Below are 15,370 nucleotides of genomic sequence, written 5' to 3' on the forward strand. Positions count from 1 at the left end.
CCCGTCGCCTGCCCGTACAACCATCACATCCCTCAATGAAGAGGCGGTATCGCATGTCCGGAAACCGTGTTGTGGTCTACCAGGAGCCCGGCAAGGTCAGCGTCGAGACCACCGACTACCCCAAGCTCGAATTGCCCGCCGACGTGGCGAACGGTCTGGGCCTGAAGAAGGCGGCGCCGCACGCCGTCATCCTCAAACTCGTCTCCACCAACATCTGCGGCAGCGACCAGCACATGGTCCGCGGCCGCACCACCGCCGAGCTCGGCCAGACCCTCGGCCACGAGATCACCGGAGAGGTGGTCGAGGTCGGTGACGACGTGCTGTTCGTCAAGCCCGGCGACATCTGCTCGGTGCCGTTCAACATCGCCTGCGGCCGCTGCCGCATGTGCGACGAGGGCAAGACCGGCATCTGCCTCAACGTCAACCCGGCCCGCCCCGGCGCCGCCTACGGCTATGTCGACATGGGCGGCTGGATCGGCGGACAGGCCGAGTACGTGATGGTGCCGTTCGCCGACTTCAACCTGCTCAAGTTCCCCGACCGCGACCAGGCGTTGGAGAAGATCCGCGACCTGACGATGCTGTCGGACATCTTCCCCACCGGCTACCACGGCGCGTACACGGCAGGGGTCACGACCGGCTCCACGGTGTACGTCGCCGGGGCCGGCCCTGTCGGTCTCGCCGCGGCCCACGCGGCGCAGCTGCTCGGCGCCTCGGTGGTTGTCGTCGGCGACATGAACCCGGCCCGTCTGGAGCAGGCCCGCAGCTTCGGCTGCGAGACCGTCGACCTGAGCCAGGGCGCCGAACTGCCCGACATGATCGAGCAGTTGCTCGGCGAGCCGGAGGTCGACGCGGCGGTCGACGCGGTCGGCTTCGAGGCCCGCGGCCACGGCCCCGACGCGGGCGAGGCACCCGCCACGGTGCTCAACGACATGATGGCCATCGCCCGCGCCGGCGCCTCCCTCGGCATTCCCGGCCTGTACGTCACCGGGGACCCCGGCGGCGTCGACGAGCAGGCCAAGATCGGCCAGGTCGGCGTGCGTCTCGGCCTCGGCTGGGCCAAGTCGCACTCGTTCGCCACCGGACAGTGCCCGGTGAAGCGGTACAACCGCCAGCTGATGAACCTGATCCTGAGCGGCAAGGCGCAGATCGCGAAGGCCGTCAACGCCACCACCATCACCCTGGACCAGGCCCCCGACGCCTATCAGGACTTCGACCGGGGTGCCGCCAAGAAGTACGTCATCGACCCGCACGGACTGGTGGCCGCGTAGCGACGCCGATCACCTCGGAGGACGGCCGGCCCGCAGTGAGGACGCTCCCTGACTGCACCCAGGGCGTGTCCACGCCAGGGGCGGGGGGCCGTCCTCCGAGGTCCCCGCGTTCTACAAGCGCGCTGTGGCCGATCAATCACAAGGAAAATCACATGCTTCTGCGCCTTCCGTGCAAAATGCTCGCATGATCGATTCCCGGCTCCGCGTCCTGCAGATGGTGGCCGAGCACGGCACCGTGACCGCCGCGGCCCGCGCACTCCACTTCACGCCGTCCGCCGTCTCCTACCAACTGCGCCAGCTGGCCGCCGAGGTCGACCAGGAACTGGTCGTCCACCAGGGCCGAGGACTGCGTCTCACGGAAGCGGCGTACATCCTGCTGCACCACACGGAACTGCTCCAGGAACAGTGGGAACGGGCCCGAGCCGACCTGGCCGCCGCCAGTTCCGAGCCGACCGGCCGCATCACCCTGTGCGGTTTCTCCACCGCGGCCAGTCGCCTGCTCCCGCCGGCCGCGGCCGACCTGCGCGACCGCCACTCCCGCCTCACGGTGCGCATCATCGAGGCCGAGCCCGACCGCTGCTACGACCTGCTGCTCGCCCAGGAAGCCGACCTCGCCCTGCTCGTCGTGACGGCGGACTCCCCGCCGATGACGGACGGCCGCTTCGACCAGCGTCCACTCCTCGACGACCCCCTCGACCTGGTCGTCGCCCAGAACCACCCGCTGACCCGACAGAACCGCGTCACGCTGGCCGACGCCGCGCGCGAGCCGTGGATCCTCGGCCGCCCGGACTCGACGTACCACCAGCTCGTCCTGTCCGCCTGCCTCAGCGCGGGCTTCACTCCTGACCTCGCGCACCATGCCGACGAGTGGGACACAGGCGTGGCGCTCGTCGCGCACGGTTTCGGCGTGATCCTGGTGCCGCGTCTGGCCCGGCTGCGGGAGGACGTCTCGGTCGCCCGCATCCCGTTGAGCGGCGAGCCGGCCCCTTCGCGCCGCATCCTGTCGGTCACCCGTCCCGGAGCTCGCGAGAACCCCGTCCTCGCCCAGGCCCTCGAAACGATCACGGCGACGGCGGCGGAGGTACTGCCGTCGCCGTGACACGGGGAAACGCGGTCTGACGGCGACCTCAGCCGAGGTCGAACAGCGGGCCCGTTACAGTGAGGCCCAGATCGCTGCCCGCGTACGCGAAGAAGGCCAAGAGCATCAGGGACGCTCCGGCCAGCGCGAGGTCTTTCTGGAAGTGGATCTGCTCCATCTGCCGGGCCTGCGGATCGGTCTCCGTCCAGAAGGCGTGCATGAGCAGCGCGGTCGGCACCAGGAAGACGGCAAGGAGTAGGGCGCCCAGGTCGGCCCAGACGCCGAGGAGCACGCTCAGGCCGCCGGCGAGTATCAGCAGCCCGCTGCCGACGGTGGCCGGCGTGGAGGCGGGTACGCCGCGTGAGGCGGCATAGCCGGCCATGTATGTCGTCCGGGTGAGATGGCCGACGGCCGAGCCGAGGAAGAGTGCCGCGAAGAGGATGCGGCCGATGAGTACCAACACGTCCATGACGCCCTCCGAGCAACTGGCTGTTGAACCTTAAACGTCCACTTCCAGCGTACGGCGGGGCGGGCGGGGCCGGTCAGCAGCCCCGCCGAGCAGTGGGTCCTAACCGTTCAGGTGCCGCAACACCTCGTGCAGCCAAGGGACTTGGCCGTCGAACCGGGACACCGACTGCGGCGCCACCCAGCGGTATGCGTCGTGCTCCCAGTTCAGGCTGAGCCTGCGGCGTTCGGTCTCGGCGTGGAAGGTGTGCACGCGCCAGTGGCCGCCGCGTGGGTCGGCCAATTCCAGTACGGGGCCCGGTCTGAGGTCCACCAGGTCGGCGGCCGAGAGCCCGGTCTCCTCGTACAGCTCGCGCAGCGCCTGTGCGGGGGCCGTGCTCTCCTCGTCGAGGTAGCCGGTGATGCAATGCCAGCGGCCCGCGTCGTGCCCGACGTGTGCGCTGCGCTTGAACAGACCGATCCGCCCGCGCCACCCGAGGACCACGGCGACGACGGATCCCCGTACGGGCGGGCGCGGGCCGACTGCCGGAAGCGGCGGCGGCGCGACCGGAGGGCCGTACGGGCGGTCGGTCATGGTGGTCCTCAGGCGGTCTACGGGAGGTGTCGGTTGTGGCGGCAGGTCACCGGGTGTGAGTCCCCGGGCCGGATCAGCCCTCGGCCCGCGCCTCGCGGACCCCGTCGACGCGCCGGGAGACGCCCCACGGGTTGCCCTCCCGCAGAGCGGGCGGAAGCTGCTCGTCCGGGAAGGACTGGAACGTCACCGGGCGCAGGAACCGGGTGATGGACGCGGTGCCGACGGACGTGGTGGCGGGGGCGGTGGTGGCCGGGTACGGGCCGCCGTGGGTCTGGGCGTACGTGACGCTGACGCCGGTGGGCCAGCCGTTCCACAGCACGCGGCCGGCGATCTCGCGCAGCCGGTCGAGGAGCGGGGCGAGCTGTTCGCCGGGCTCGGCGTGCACGGTGGCGGTCAGCTGGCCCTCCAACAGGGATGCCAGCTCGGGCAGTTCGGCCTCGTCGGTGTACGTGACGAGGACCGTGGTCGGCCCGAAGACCTCGCGCTCCAGGGCGGTCGGGTCCTTGCGGACGGCTGCGGCGGTGGTGTGCAGGACGGTCGGGGCCGGGGCCTCCGCGTCGTCGCCCGCGAGCAGCACCTCCACGCCGGGCAGGTCGGTCACCTCGGCGAGTGCGCTGCCGTACCCCTCGCGCAGGCGCGGCGTGAGCAGCGCGGTGTACGCCCGTCCGGCCAAGTGGTCGCGGAGAACGGCGGTGACGGCCTCGGTGTCGAAGGCGGGTACGAAGACCAGGCCGGGCTTGGTGCACAGCTGCCCCATGCTGCCGGTGGCGGCGTCGGCGAGGCCCGTGAGGATCTCCTCGCGGCGCTGAGCCCAGGCGCGCTCGGTGACGAACACCGGGTTGAGGGAACCGAGTTCACCGAAGAAGGGGATCGGGGTGGGGCGCGCCATGGCCCGGTCGAACAGGGCGCGGCCGCCCGCGGTGGACCCGGTGAAGCCGATGGCCCGCACCAGCGGGTGGTCGACCAGGGTCACGGCGCCGTCCCGCCCGGTGACGGAGGAGAAAAGACCGGCCGGGGCGCCGGCCTCGGTCAGGGCGTCGGCCACGATCCGGGAGGTGAGCTCGGCCAGCTCCCGGTGTCCGTCGTGGATCTTGTGCACGACGGCGCAGCCCGCGGCGAGCGCGGAGGCCGAGTCGCCGCCGATGACGCTGAACGCGAAGGGGAAGTTGGAGGCGCCGAAGACGCCGACGACGCCGAGGGGGACGTTGACCCGGCGCAGGTCGGGGCGCGGGCCCATGCCCCAGTCGGCGTCGGCGTGGTCGATGACGGCGTCCAGGTGCTCGCCGCCGGTGATCTCCTCGGCGAAGAGCCGGAGTTGGAAGACGGTCCGCTTCAGCTCCCCTTCGAGGCGGGCCTGGGGCAGGTTGGTCTCGGCCTGGGCCAGGGGGATCAGCTGCTCCGCGGAGGCGGTGAGCGCGTCGGCGATCGCCCGGAGCCAGCCGGCGCGTGTGGCCGGGGGGACGTCGCGGGCCTGCTCGTACGCGGCGTTTGCGGCCACGATCTGCTGGTCGGCCTGTTCGAGAGTGCTGTGGGCGCGGGTGGGCATCGTGGTTCCTCTGCTTGCGGAGGCGGGACGTGTGGGCGTGCGGGCGGCCGGATGTGGTTTGCGGGCACATCCGGAGCGACCGGAGTCAAGGTGTTCGTTTTATGAACGTCTTGCTCAAAATTAGAAACTGGGGGCCCGTACGTCAAGGTCCCCAGGGTGGAGATCCCGCCGGCACCCCGCTAGGTGCCTGCGTTATGCACGGATTTTGTGCGGTCAAGAAACGAGATTTCTCCGTGCATGACTCTTGACCCCCGCGGAGGCGCCGCCCAAAGATTCATGAACATGCCGTTCGAAAAATGAACCAGGCCTGCGTCCCGTCTTCTGGACCGCCCGGTGCCGCAGCGGCGTCTTCTTGCCCCCGACGAGGGAAACACCCGTGACTCAGATCAGCACGAGCTCGACCCTGCCCAGCAACCGTCCGCCGGTGCCGCTGTCGGCCGCGAAACGCCGCTTCCTGATGAAGCTCAGCATCGTGATCGCCGGCGGGATGTTCATCGACGGGTTCATCCTCGGCGGCATCGGCGTCGTCATGCCCGCCATCTCCGAGGACCTGCACCTGAGTGCCACCTGGGAAGGCCTGATCGGTGCCTCGGCCCTCATCGGCATCTTTCTCGGCGGCCCGGTCGGCGGCTACCTCGCCGACCGCCTCGGCCGCCGCCCCATGTTCACCGCGACTCTGCTGATGTTCCTGGCAGGCTCCGTCGCGCAGTTCTTCGTCACCGACGCGATCCAGCTGTTCCTCGTCCGCGTCGTGATGGGCGTGGCCATCGGCGCCGACTACGCGATCGGCTGGCCCCTCCTGGCCGAGTTCGCACCGGCCCGCCTGCGGGGCAAGCTGCTCGCCATCCAGGAGGTCGCCTGGTACGTCGGCTACCTGCTCGCGTACGCCGTCGGCTACGGCCTCGCCGTCTCCACCTCGGCCGACTGGAACCTCATCCTCGGCCTCTCCACCGTGCCCACCCTGATCGTCCTCGCCTTGCGCCTCGGCACGCCGGAGTCGCCGCGCTGGCTGATGTCCAAGGGGCGTACGGAGGAGGCCCGCCGCGTAGCCGCCGAGTTCATGGACGAGGAGGACCAGCGGGACCTCGCCGAGCAGACCCCCGACAGCGGCAAGGGCCGGGGCCTCGGCGCACTCTTCTCCCGCGACTACCGCAAGGCGACGATCTTCTGCAGCGTGTTCTGGGTCTGCAACGTCACCCCGTACTTCGCCATCGGCGCCTTCGCACCCATCGTCCTCGAGGAGTTCGGCATGAAGGACGGCCTGTCGGGGGCCTTCCTCCTCAACGGCCTGGTGGTCGCGGGCGCCATCGCCTCGGTGGTCCTGATCGAGCGGGTCGGGCGGCGCAAGCTGGCCATTCCGCCGTTCTGGATCTCGGCCGTGGCACTGGTCGTCGTCGGCCTGTGGGCGGACGTCTCGCCCCTCCTCGTCATCTCCTGCTTCATCGTGTTCTCCGTGGCCAACGCCATCTCCACGGCGCTGACCGGCGTGTACCCGGGCGAGGTGTTCCCGACCGAGATCCGGGGCGCGGGCGTCGGCTTCGCCACCGCGGCCTCCCGCGTCGGCGCCGCGGCGGGCACCTTCCTGCTCCCGCTCGCGATGAGCGAGTTCGGCGTCGCCACCGCGATGCTCTGCGCCGCCGCGATCAGCCTGATCGGCGGCGTCGTCTCCCACTTCCTGGCGCCGGAGACAACGGGCCTGAAGCTGAGCGAGGCGTCGGCCCCGATCGGTACGGGGGCGGCGGCCCGGAAGTAGCCCGGGTGCCGCGGCGCGAGCTCCCGGGGCCTGCTGCCCCGGGGGCTCGCCCGCCAGTGCAGAGCAGTTCCCTCCGTGCGCACTGATCGTTCCCGCGGTTTTCTGGGCCGTCGTCGCCTGGGCGGTACTCGTCGGAGCCCTCACCGCATTCGTGCTCGGCCGGGGCGCCCGGGAAGACTGATGCAGGCGTCAGCCGTGCAGATGTCGGAATCGGCCCTGGGCAGAGGCCCAGGGGAGTATCAGTCGTCCAACTCCGGTGCTGAGCAGTCGTGTTGCTCGGCGGAGCGTTGTGCGAGTTTCCTGAGGGCTGCCTTCTGGAGCCGTGGGGCAGGAGTGGTGAAGCGGTTCGTCCAGGTGGAGGGTCTCCGAGGTGAAGAAGGCCGTTCCGCCCTGCGCCGGGCAGTCGGCACTCGCCCAGTACACACCGTCCGCTCCGCCCGAGGGGCCTTCGAAGAGGCCGGCGTCGCCGCGTTTGTACGTGGACACGTGCCCGTCCTCGACGAAGGGACCGTAGTAGGCGGCGACGCGGAAGGAGGGCGCGCCGGTCTCGTCCAGGACGAGGCAGTCCTCGATGGGCGCGAGCGGGTCGGCCTCGGTCTCGCGTGTGGGTGCGTCGATGCCCTGGCAGGTCCCGTCAGCGGCGCCTGCCGGGGTTGCTCCCTCGCTGCTGCCGCTGCTGAGCGGGTCAGGTATCGGGGCAGCGACGCGCTCGATCTTCCTGCCTGGATCGGCTTTGCAGTCGGCGCGCTCGGCGGCGTTCGCCGCTGTGTCGGCGGCGAGTTGAGCGAACCGGGCCCGTTGCCCGTCCGTGGGCGGGCCACCGGGGTTGTCCGGGTTCCAGGCCGTCACGTTGACGCTCAGGCTGTCCGAGACGTCACCGTCGCCGCAGAGCATGACCAAAGTCGCCCGCGCCTCCGACTCGTCCGTGGCCAGGACACCGCGCCACCCGTTGCCGATCGGCGAGACCAGATAGCCGGCCGTGTCCGACTGCCTGCGCTTCAACTCCCGCAGCAGATCCCCGCTCGACGCGGACGCGGAGCGGTTCACGACCACGTCCAACTCGTCGTACGCCGCGGCCTTCGACGCCTTGCGCGGAGTGAGGTTGCACTTCTGAGGCTCGTCGTCCATGCGGTCGATCCGGTCGACCATCGCTACGCCACGGGCGTCCAGGAACTGCTCCGCCTGCTGCTGCGGCACGATGCCGTCGCACGGGAGGCGGGCCTGGTCCGAGGAGTTGCCCGTGGGGCCGAATGCGCCGGTGACGTAGAGCGCCCCGGCTGCCGCGAGACTCAGGGCGACTGCGCACGCGCCGATCACTGTGCGGGTCCGGGGCGGGCGCTTGGGGGTGGGCTGCTCGGGCATCGATCACTCACTTCTCGGGTCGTCGAACTCTGGGGCCTCGCAGCCGTGTTCCTTCGCCGAACGCGTGGCGAAGGCGCGGAAAGCGGATCGACGCAGGAAAGGCTCCGGGGCCTGTCTGGCGTGGAACGGCTCCGCGGTGAAGAACGCGGTGCCGCCCTGGGCGGGACACGTGGCGGTGGCCCACTGCACCCCTTCCGCCTCCCCGGACCGCCCGCGGAACAGCCCGTCGTCGCCGCGCTTGTACGTCGCGACGTGGCCGTCCTCGACGTAGGAGCCGTAGTAAGCGGCGAGGCGGAAGGAGGGTGTGTGGGAGGCGTCGACGACGATGCAGTCCTCGACGGGGGCGAGCGGGTCGGTCGCGGTCTCCCTGGTGGGGGCTTGCACGTTCGCACAGGTGCCGGTGGCCTTCCCCGGTGCGACGGCCGTGGTGTTGTCGAAGCGGGGAGGAATCGGCGCGGCGACGCTGTCGACCGTGTCGCCCTCCGTGGCCCGGCAGCCGGCGCGTTCGGCGACGTTGGCAGCCGTCTCCGTGGCGAGGCGGGCCAGCTCAACGCGCTGACGCTCGGTGAGAGGCTCCGCAAGGACGGGATACCGGGCCCGCAGATTGACGGTGAGGTCGGACCGGTCGCCGGTGTCGCACGCCATGACCACCGTGGCCCTGGGGTCGGTGGTGTACGTGTTGAGGAGGCCGCGCCAGCCGTGCCCGATGGGGGACACGGTCTGCGTGTCGGAGTCCGACATGAATCGGTCCAGATCCAGGAGCAGTTCGCGGCTGCCGGCGGTTCGGCTGGCGCTGACGGTCAGGGAGTGCTCCTCCCCGTCGGGCTCATGCTTCTTCGGGTCCAGCCAGCACTGCTTGGGCTGGGAGAAGTCACCGTCCCAGGACGGGGCGTCGGAGGTCAGCTCACGGGCACCCAGCAACTCCTCGGCCTGCCTGATGGGGACGAGTCCGTCGCACGGCGCTGACGAAGTCGCCTTCCCGGTCCAACTGTCGTACGCACCGGAGAAGTAGAGAGCGCCGACGACGACAGCCAGGGCAACGGTCGAACCGACGGCGATGTGGGCGATACGTGTGCGCGACGAGTGCCGCTGGTCAGAACCCACTACTGCGTGCACCTGGCGGCCTCTGTCGCCGGTATGTAGTCGCGCAGGAAGGCTTGGAGGTGGTCACGCCTGGCGGTCGGATCCTTGGGTTTGTCCGCCCACTTGCCGAACGTGACTTCGGTGACCAGGTAGGGGTACTTCGCAGAGGCGGCGTTCGGAGACTTGCACCGCATCACGACGAGTGCCCCCTCGTCCCCGGTGGCAGCGCTGATGACAGGCCCGCCCAAATTCACCGAGTCAAGATTCCTGTAGTGCAGACCGCGATCGGCTTCGACGACAGCATCGGTCTTCTCAGTTTCCCGAGCCTGCCTGATCGACACGTGTTTGGCATTGCCGTACTGCTCTCTGTCGATGTACAGGTAGCACCGCTTGCCGACATCCGGCCCTACTCCTACGTCAGCGCGGATGAACTCCTCCACGGCATCGCCGTAGGGCATCAAGGGCTTGAGCGTGGACTGTGTTGTCTCGACGCCGCAGAATTCCTTCGGAATGGGATAGCCCCAGTCCGAAGCCTCGCCGGAGCAGCCGACGAGCAGAGCCGCCAGGGTGCCGACGGCTGCCGTGGCACGGCAACGATTGCTTCTCATGATCCACCGCCTGACAGGCTGCGTGCCGCCGCGTTGCCGTTGTTTGCCGCATCGACGAATCTGTCAACGGTCAGCCATTGAGACTCGCCCTCTGAGGCATCGGGATTGGCCCTTCGCCAATGTTGTGCCAGGGCCTTCAATCGGCCTTCCCCGCCCTGGTTTGTTGCCATGTTCTCGCGCGCGAGCCCGGCGTCGATGCGCTCGTTCTCCTCATCGAGCCACTTGGCTGTGATCACGTCCACACCTCGCTGTGCCGCGTCACCCGCGTATGGGACGAAGTTCACGACGCCGCCCCATGTGTGGTAGTCCCATTTGGCCTCCCACATGGCTTTGCTCTTCTCGTCGTCCGCGTCCATCTTGAGGGCTTGGTAGCGGGCCTCCTCGAGGAAGCCGATCGTGTTTCCCGCTCGCCGCAAGGATTCCTCGGACCCGCCCTCATGGACGTTGATGTCGTGGACGATCTCGCGGTTGATGCCGTCCTGGAGCGTGCCGTACGCGTGCGGGTCCCTGGAGATCTGTTTTGCCACCTCCAGCACATCGCCTCGCTTCAGCGGGGCCTCGCCGTCGTTGTGCGCGCTGGTTGTCTGGTGCACGTCGTCGCCCCAGTTGCCCATGACCTGCGCCATGGGGGTGCGCAGCTGCGGCGGGAAGTCGTTGCCCTCGTCGGAGAGGTGCTTCAACGAGGCTTCGAAGACGCGGCGGTTGGCGGCCGAGTGCTCGACGTACCCGCCTTCGGCGTTGGCGGGGTCGATGCCGGTGGCTCCGGCGGTGAGAGCCGCTGCGAGGCCCTCCCTCGTGTGCGGGTCCTCGATGTCGCTGCCCTTGAGGGGATCCCCGAAAATGCTGTCCGGGTCATGCGGATTGCGTATCGCCACGTTGCCGTCGACGACGTTCCAGTCTCGTTCGCGAGTCAGGTATTCGAGCCTGTCGTTGGTCTGCTTCTTGTCGTCGTCGGGGTTCGGGTCGCTCTTCGGGTCGAGGAACGCGGCCGCGGCATCGGGGTCGCGGCTCATGACCTTAAGGAGCCCGTCCATCGGGTCGTTGGCGAAATAGCCGTCGTGCTTGTTGATCCACCACTTGTGCTTGTCCCAGTTGTCGTCCCCGTCGTCCGCCTTCTCGGCGGCGATGATGCCGTCCCCGAGATCGTGCAGGAATCGGTCCGAATACCCGTCTCCGTGCTGCATGAGCGTGACCAGGGACTGATATCCGCGGACCTCCTCGCCCTGCCACTCGTAGCGCTTCATGCCGACCTCTTCCATGCCGGCCCGCCACTTCTTGTACGTGGCCGAATCCGGATCGCGGGTCCCGGTGGCGATGGCGTTGGCGAGGCCCTGCTGAATGCCCGTGTACCGCTGCTGGTTTCCCTTGTCCGTGTCGTACGCGAGCTCGTTGAGCTGGTTCGTGAGCTTGACGGCGTTCTCCGGACCGACCTTGTCGAGCAGCATCTTGCTGAACTCGGGGTCCTTCTGGTTGTGGCTCATCAAGCGTTCGAGCTCCTTGAGCTCGGCGGGGGAGAGCTTGTCGCCCTTCTCGACCTTGTCGAGGAGCTTGGTGGCGCGCTGCGACTCGTCCTGGTCGACGGACTTCACGGTCTTGTCGTTGAAGCCTTCGTCGCCGCCCTTGCCGGTGTTGCGCTTCAGGGCGATGGCGGCGGACTGGTCGGCGTTGGCGGCGGCGACCAGGATGAAGCTGATCTTCGCCTGCCAGCGCAGGACCTTCTCCTCGTTCTCGGACGGCAGCACCCCGCCAGGCCCGCGCCTCTCATCGCCCTTCTCGTCCGGGTCGCGCAGTGTCACCTTTCCGGTGCTGCTGATGACGACGCCGGCCTTCTTCGCGTCCGCGGTCACCTGGTGCAGGTCCGCCTTGTACTTGCGCAGCTCCTCGTACGCGTCCTGCAGGACGGCTCGGATGCCCTTGGCCTCGATGACGGCGTCGCTGAACTCCTTGTTGGCGCCTGCGACTTGGACCTGCGCGTACATGGAGGTGCCGTCGATGCTGGTCCAGCCGGCCTGGGCGAAGGGCTTCACCACATCGTCGCCGTACCTCTGGTCCCACCCCTGATAGCGACGTATGACATCGCTCCAGCGGTCCACGGCGGTGCTGATCGATTCGACGTCGAGGTGGTAGAGCTGCTCGTAGGCGATGGTGCTCACGGGAATTCTCCTGTCACCCGAAGTCGGAAAGGGTTGCGCGAACGGAGTTCATCTCGGCCTCGTTCGCCGATTCCGTACGGGTCTGGTTCTGCGCGGTGGTGGTGCACTTCTCGCCGATGTCGGCGCAGATCAGGGTGAGGCGTCTGGCCTGCTTGTCCCACGTCTCCATGGACTTCAGGAGGGCCACGCCCAGGTCACCGCCCCACAGGTCACCGGACAAGGACCCCGCAGCGGCCGTGATCTCCAGGTCGTCGCCGACATCGCCCTTGGAGTGCACCAGGCTGGCCAGTTCCTTGGCGTTCTCACCGGCGCGGTTCAGGGCGGCAGGGTCGTTCACCCCGCTGAAGCCGTTGGACTGCACGCCACCGGAGCCGCCGCCGCTGCCGCCGGCCATGGTCTGGATCCCGTTGTAATGGAAGCCGGGGTCGACGGCAGCGCCCGGGGCGGGGTCCCGGTCACGCACGTCCGCCGTGCGTTCCGCCGCCCCGATGGGCGCGCTCTGCCCGGCCTCCGAGGACGCGGACATCGGCTGCAGCCCACCGGTCGCGGCCCCTGGGCCGGCCGGTGTGCCAGGCGCGGGGTCGAGGTCGCGTACGTCGGTGGACCGGTCCGGGGGAGGGAGGCGGACAGTCGGAACGCGGTCCGCGTCCGCCGCGGACATGGGCTGCAGACCACCGGTGCCGTACTGGAAACCGGGATCGGCAACCTCAGGCGCCGACGTCAGATCGCGCACGTCCAACGGCTCGTCCGGCGGCGGCATTTGATGCATGTTCCGCGGGTCCGGGCCTGTGTTGGGCGCTGAAATCGGACGCACTGCATCGTCGTTGGAACTCACGAACCCCCCTGTACCAGCGAGCCGCACGGTCGAGTGCGGCCCGCTCCATCATTGCCAGAACGGCCGGGGTCGGGCGACGCCCATGCCGGGTGTGCCCGATCGCCACGGAGCCGGGCGAAACCTGCTTCACCTGCGGTCTTGGCCCGAACGCCAGCCATTCTGGTCTCGCGAACCGTATGTCCGGCCATGAGCCTGCACAATTCCGGATCCCGGCAATGTGAAGGCCAAGTAATTGCATGCTTAGGGCCTTTCGGCACCCCAGTTGCGGAGGTAGCAGACGCCTTTGACCGGAGGACCTGGCTGTGCCGGCTCACGTATTCGACTCGCCGCTGCTCTTTTGCGCAGCGGCGGGCGATCCCGGCCTGCAGGACGAGCAGCCCGTACACCACGGAGGCGAAGCCCTTCGGGCCGAACCATGCGGCGACGAGCTTTTCGCGGGCTCGAAGCGGGTGCCGGCCAGGGAGATCAGGAGCGAAGCGGGGCGGATCAGGACGATGGCCAGGACGACCGCGCCATGCATGCCGTCGGTGAAGAGCACGGCGAACAGTCCGCCCAATGGGCCCAGGAGCCGTCCACTTGGAACCAGCCGCCCACTTCAGGCACTCTTCGTGTCCGTGTCAGCACTCCCGCGTCAACCACAGTCAAGTCCCGCCGCAGGCCACATGGTTGTCTGCGGGGACGATGCCTTGGCCGAACGTCTCGCCACGGAGCTGCACGAGGTCTACGGCGAGCGTGTGACTCTCGTGCTGCCGTCCTCGGGCGGAGGTCTGTCCCGACCGGTGGCCGGCGCGGGGAGAGCCGCCGCGCTCCTCGGCCGTATGTCGTCGAACCTCATGGGACGCACCGCCCCTGCCGGGCAGGGCGCGGGGCCCGTTCCGCCGCGAGTGCTGGAGGCGCCGGAACTCAGCGGTGAGGTGCTGCGCGAGGTCGGCGTCCCGCACGCGGCGGCGCTCGCGCTCGTCCATGACGACGACGAGACCAACATCCGCGTCGCCCTCGCGGCCCGCCGCCTCAACCCCCGCCTTCGCCTGGTCATCAGGCTCTACAACCGCAAGCTCGGACAACACCTCGAAGAGCTGCTCGACCAGGCCGCCGTCGTCGCCGCACCGGACATGGACCTCGCCACCCTCGATGCCTCCACCACAGTCCTGTCGGACGCCGACACCGCCGCACCGGCCCTCGCCGCGACCGCAATCGCCGGTACCAGCAAGGTGGTTCAGGCCGACGGGCTCCTGCTGCGGGCCGTCGAGCGCATGCCGGCCGGTCGTGGCGAGGTCCCCGAGCCGGGCCTGTGCACCCTCGCGCTGCTCTCCGCCACCAGCAACGACCCGGCCGGCAGCGAGGGTTCGGACGGCAGCGGCGAGGAAGGGCCCCAACTCCTGCCGGACGACCGGGCCGTGACGATGGCAACCGGACGCGGAACCATCGTCCTGGAGAACGTGACCCACACCGGCCCTACCCTCCCGCCGGGCCGACTCGCCCGCCGGACCGCGCCCCTCGGCCAGCTGTTCTCCCGCCGGCTGCGCTGGACGCTCCTCGGCCTGTCGGCCTGCGTACTGGCTCTGGCCGTCGCCACCTGGATCACCACCGACGCCCCGCCCATCCGGGCCGCCTACATCACGCTCCTCGACCTCTTCGCCATCAACGACCCCGCGACCGACGCCGAAGCAGGCCGCCAGATCCTCCAACTCCTCGCCGGATTCGCCGGGTTGCTGCTTCTGCCGGTCCTGTTCGCGGCCGCCCTCGAAGCACTCGGCACCTTCCGCAGCGCGTCCGCCCTGCGCCGCCCGCCCCGCGGCCTGTCCGGCCACGTCGTCCTGCTCGGCCTCGGCAAGATCGGCACCCGCGTACTGCACCGGCTGTGTGAACTCGACATCCCCGTCGTCTGCGTCGAGGAAGACCCCGAAGCCCGCGGCATCACCCTCGCCCGCCGCCTGCGCGTGCCCGTCGTCCTCGGCGACGTCACCGACGAAGGCGTCCTCGAAGCCGCCAAGGTCCACCGCGCGCACGCCCTCCTCGCCCTCACCAGCACCGACACCACCAACCTGGAAGCAGCGCTGTACGCCCGCTCGGTGAAACCCGACCTCCGGGTTGCGCTGCGCCTGTACGACGACGACTTCGCCACCGCCGTCTACCGCACCCTGCGCAGCGCCCACCCCCAGGCCCTCACCCGCAGCCGCAGCGTCACCTCCCTCGCCGCACCCGCGTTCGCCGGCGCGATGATGGGCCGCCAGATCCTCGGCGCGATCCCCGTCGAACGCCGCGTCCTGGTGTTCGCCGCACTCCAGGTCGCCGGGCACCCGCAGTTGGAGGGCCGTACCGTCGCCGAGGCGTTCCGCCCCGGCCACTGGCGGGTCCTGGCCCTCGACGTCACCGACCCCGTCGAGCGCATGCCCGACCTGGCCACCACGCCTTCCCCCGACGACGAGCACGCGCCGGGCCTGGTCTGGAACACCGACCCTCGCTACGTACTCAAGGCACAGGACCGGGTCGTCCTGGCCGCCACCCGCCAGGGCCTCGCGGAACTCCTCGGCCGGAATCCCGCACACCGGCCACGGTGATGGCGACGGTCCCTGGACGGGCCCGCCGTGCCCGCCGTGCCCGCCGTGCCCGCCGTCCGTGACGCCTGCCTCGGCGAGGACGGC

Annotated in this window: 12 protein-coding genes and 1 pseudogene; 4 read left to right on the forward strand and 9 right to left on the reverse strand. The window is 69.6% G+C overall.

The genetic code is table 11. The features are described from left to right. Positions 1-53 precede the first annotated feature (53 nt). Both fdhA and QIS96_RS21930 read left to right on the forward strand, forming a co-directional pair. Complete coding sequence (gene fdhA, locus QIS96_RS21925) at positions 54-1,268, forward strand: formaldehyde dehydrogenase, glutathione-independent (RefSeq protein WP_282544388.1); 1,215 nt, start codon at positions 54-56, stop codon at positions 1,266-1,268. A gap of 184 nt (positions 1,269-1,452) precedes the next feature. Next, entirely contained in the window at positions 1,453-2,367 is a 915-nt protein-coding gene (locus QIS96_RS21930; RefSeq protein WP_282544389.1) for a LysR family transcriptional regulator, read from the forward strand. Positions 2,368-2,395: 28 nt separating this feature from the next. On the opposite strand, the gene QIS96_RS21935 is transcribed toward QIS96_RS21930, so the two are convergent. The 3 genes from QIS96_RS21935 to QIS96_RS21945 form a co-directional block, all read right to left on the reverse strand. After that, positions 2,396-2,815 (reverse strand): DoxX family protein, encoded by a 420-nt coding sequence (locus QIS96_RS21935; RefSeq protein WP_282544390.1) that lies wholly within the window; start codon positions 2,813-2,815, stop codon positions 2,396-2,398. Positions 2,816-2,914: 99 nt separating this feature from the next. Then, entirely contained in the window at positions 2,915-3,385 is a 471-nt protein-coding gene (locus QIS96_RS21940) for an NUDIX domain-containing protein (RefSeq protein WP_282544391.1), read from the reverse strand. Positions 3,386-3,458: 73 nt separating this feature from the next. Continuing rightward, a complete protein-coding gene (locus QIS96_RS21945; RefSeq protein WP_282544392.1) occupies positions 3,459-4,931 on the reverse strand; it encodes an aldehyde dehydrogenase (NADP(+)) in 1,473 nt (490 codons plus the stop codon). 376 nt (positions 4,932-5,307) lie between these two features. On the opposite strand from QIS96_RS21945, the gene QIS96_RS21950 reads away from it, so the two are divergent. Next, positions 5,308-6,684 (forward strand): MFS transporter, encoded by a 1,377-nt coding sequence (locus QIS96_RS21950; protein ID WP_282544393.1) that lies wholly within the window; start codon positions 5,308-5,310, stop codon positions 6,682-6,684. A 189-nt stretch (positions 6,685-6,873) separates the two neighbouring features. Here QIS96_RS21950 and QIS96_RS21955 read toward each other — a convergent pair whose 3' ends face one another. The 6 genes and pseudogenes from QIS96_RS21955 to QIS96_RS21980 form a co-directional block, all read right to left on the reverse strand. After that, entirely contained in the window at positions 6,874-8,046 is a 1,173-nt protein-coding gene (locus QIS96_RS21955) for a hypothetical protein (RefSeq protein WP_282544394.1), read from the reverse strand. 3 nt (positions 8,047-8,049) lie between these two features. Further along, a complete protein-coding gene (locus QIS96_RS21960; protein WP_282544395.1) occupies positions 8,050-9,150 on the reverse strand; it encodes a hypothetical protein in 1,101 nt (366 codons plus the stop codon). Further along, entirely contained in the window at positions 9,150-9,737 is a 588-nt protein-coding gene (locus QIS96_RS21965) for a hypothetical protein (RefSeq protein WP_282544396.1), read from the reverse strand. Before QIS96_RS21965 ends, QIS96_RS21960 begins: the two co-directional genes overlap by 1 nt. Continuing rightward, positions 9,734-11,890, reverse strand: a complete 2,157-nt coding sequence (locus QIS96_RS21970; RefSeq protein WP_282544397.1) for a DUF6571 family protein — start codon at positions 11,888-11,890, stop codon at positions 9,734-9,736. Before QIS96_RS21970 ends, QIS96_RS21965 begins: the two co-directional genes overlap by 4 nt. Positions 11,891-11,903: 13 nt before the next feature. Then, complete coding sequence (locus QIS96_RS21975) at positions 11,904-12,650, reverse strand: hypothetical protein (protein WP_282544398.1); 747 nt, start codon at positions 12,648-12,650, stop codon at positions 11,904-11,906. A gap of 428 nt (positions 12,651-13,078) precedes the next feature. Further along, positions 13,079-13,311: pseudogene (locus tag QIS96_RS21980) on the reverse strand (cation:proton antiporter); the annotation flags it as partial. Positions 13,312-13,387: 76 nt separating this feature from the next. Between QIS96_RS21980 and QIS96_RS21985 the strand changes: the two are divergent. Then, complete coding sequence (locus QIS96_RS21985; RefSeq protein ID WP_282544399.1) at positions 13,388-15,286, forward strand: potassium channel family protein; 1,899 nt, start codon at positions 13,388-13,390, stop codon at positions 15,284-15,286. Positions 15,287-15,370 lie beyond the last annotated feature (84 nt).

It is taken from the genome of Streptomyces cavernicola, assembly GCF_029968035.1.
GTDB classification, from domain to species: domain Bacteria; phylum Actinomycetota; class Actinomycetes; order Streptomycetales; family Streptomycetaceae; genus Streptomyces; species Streptomyces cavernicola.

Excerpts from the sequence above, each read along its gene's own strand:
- fdhA (WP_282544388.1), top strand. The coding sequence starts at position 54 with ATGTCCGGAAACCGTGTTGTGGTCTACCAGGAGCCCGGCAAGGTCAGC.
- QIS96_RS21930 (WP_282544389.1), top strand. The coding sequence starts at position 1,453 with ATGATCGATTCCCGGCTCCGCGTCCTGCAGATGGTGGCCGAGCACGGC.
- QIS96_RS21935 (WP_282544390.1), bottom strand. The coding sequence starts at position 2,815 with ATGGACGTGTTGGTACTCATCGGCCGCATCCTCTTCGCGGCACTCTTC.
- QIS96_RS21940 (WP_282544391.1), bottom strand. The coding sequence starts at position 3,385 with ATGACCGACCGCCCGTACGGCCCTCCGGTCGCGCCGCCGCCGCTTCCG.
- QIS96_RS21945 (WP_282544392.1), bottom strand. The coding sequence starts at position 4,931 with ATGCCCACCCGCGCCCACAGCACTCTCGAACAGGCCGACCAGCAGATC.
- QIS96_RS21955 (WP_282544394.1), bottom strand. The coding sequence starts at position 8,046 with ATGCCCGAGCAGCCCACCCCCAAGCGCCCGCCCCGGACCCGCACAGTG.
- QIS96_RS21965 (WP_282544396.1), bottom strand. The coding sequence starts at position 9,737 with ATGAGAAGCAATCGTTGCCGTGCCACGGCAGCCGTCGGCACCCTGGCG.
- QIS96_RS21975 (WP_282544398.1), bottom strand. The coding sequence starts at position 12,650 with ATGCCGCCGCCGGACGAGCCGTTGGACGTGCGCGATCTGACGTCGGCG.
- QIS96_RS21985 (WP_282544399.1), top strand. The coding sequence starts at position 13,388 with ATGGTTGTCTGCGGGGACGATGCCTTGGCCGAACGTCTCGCCACGGAG.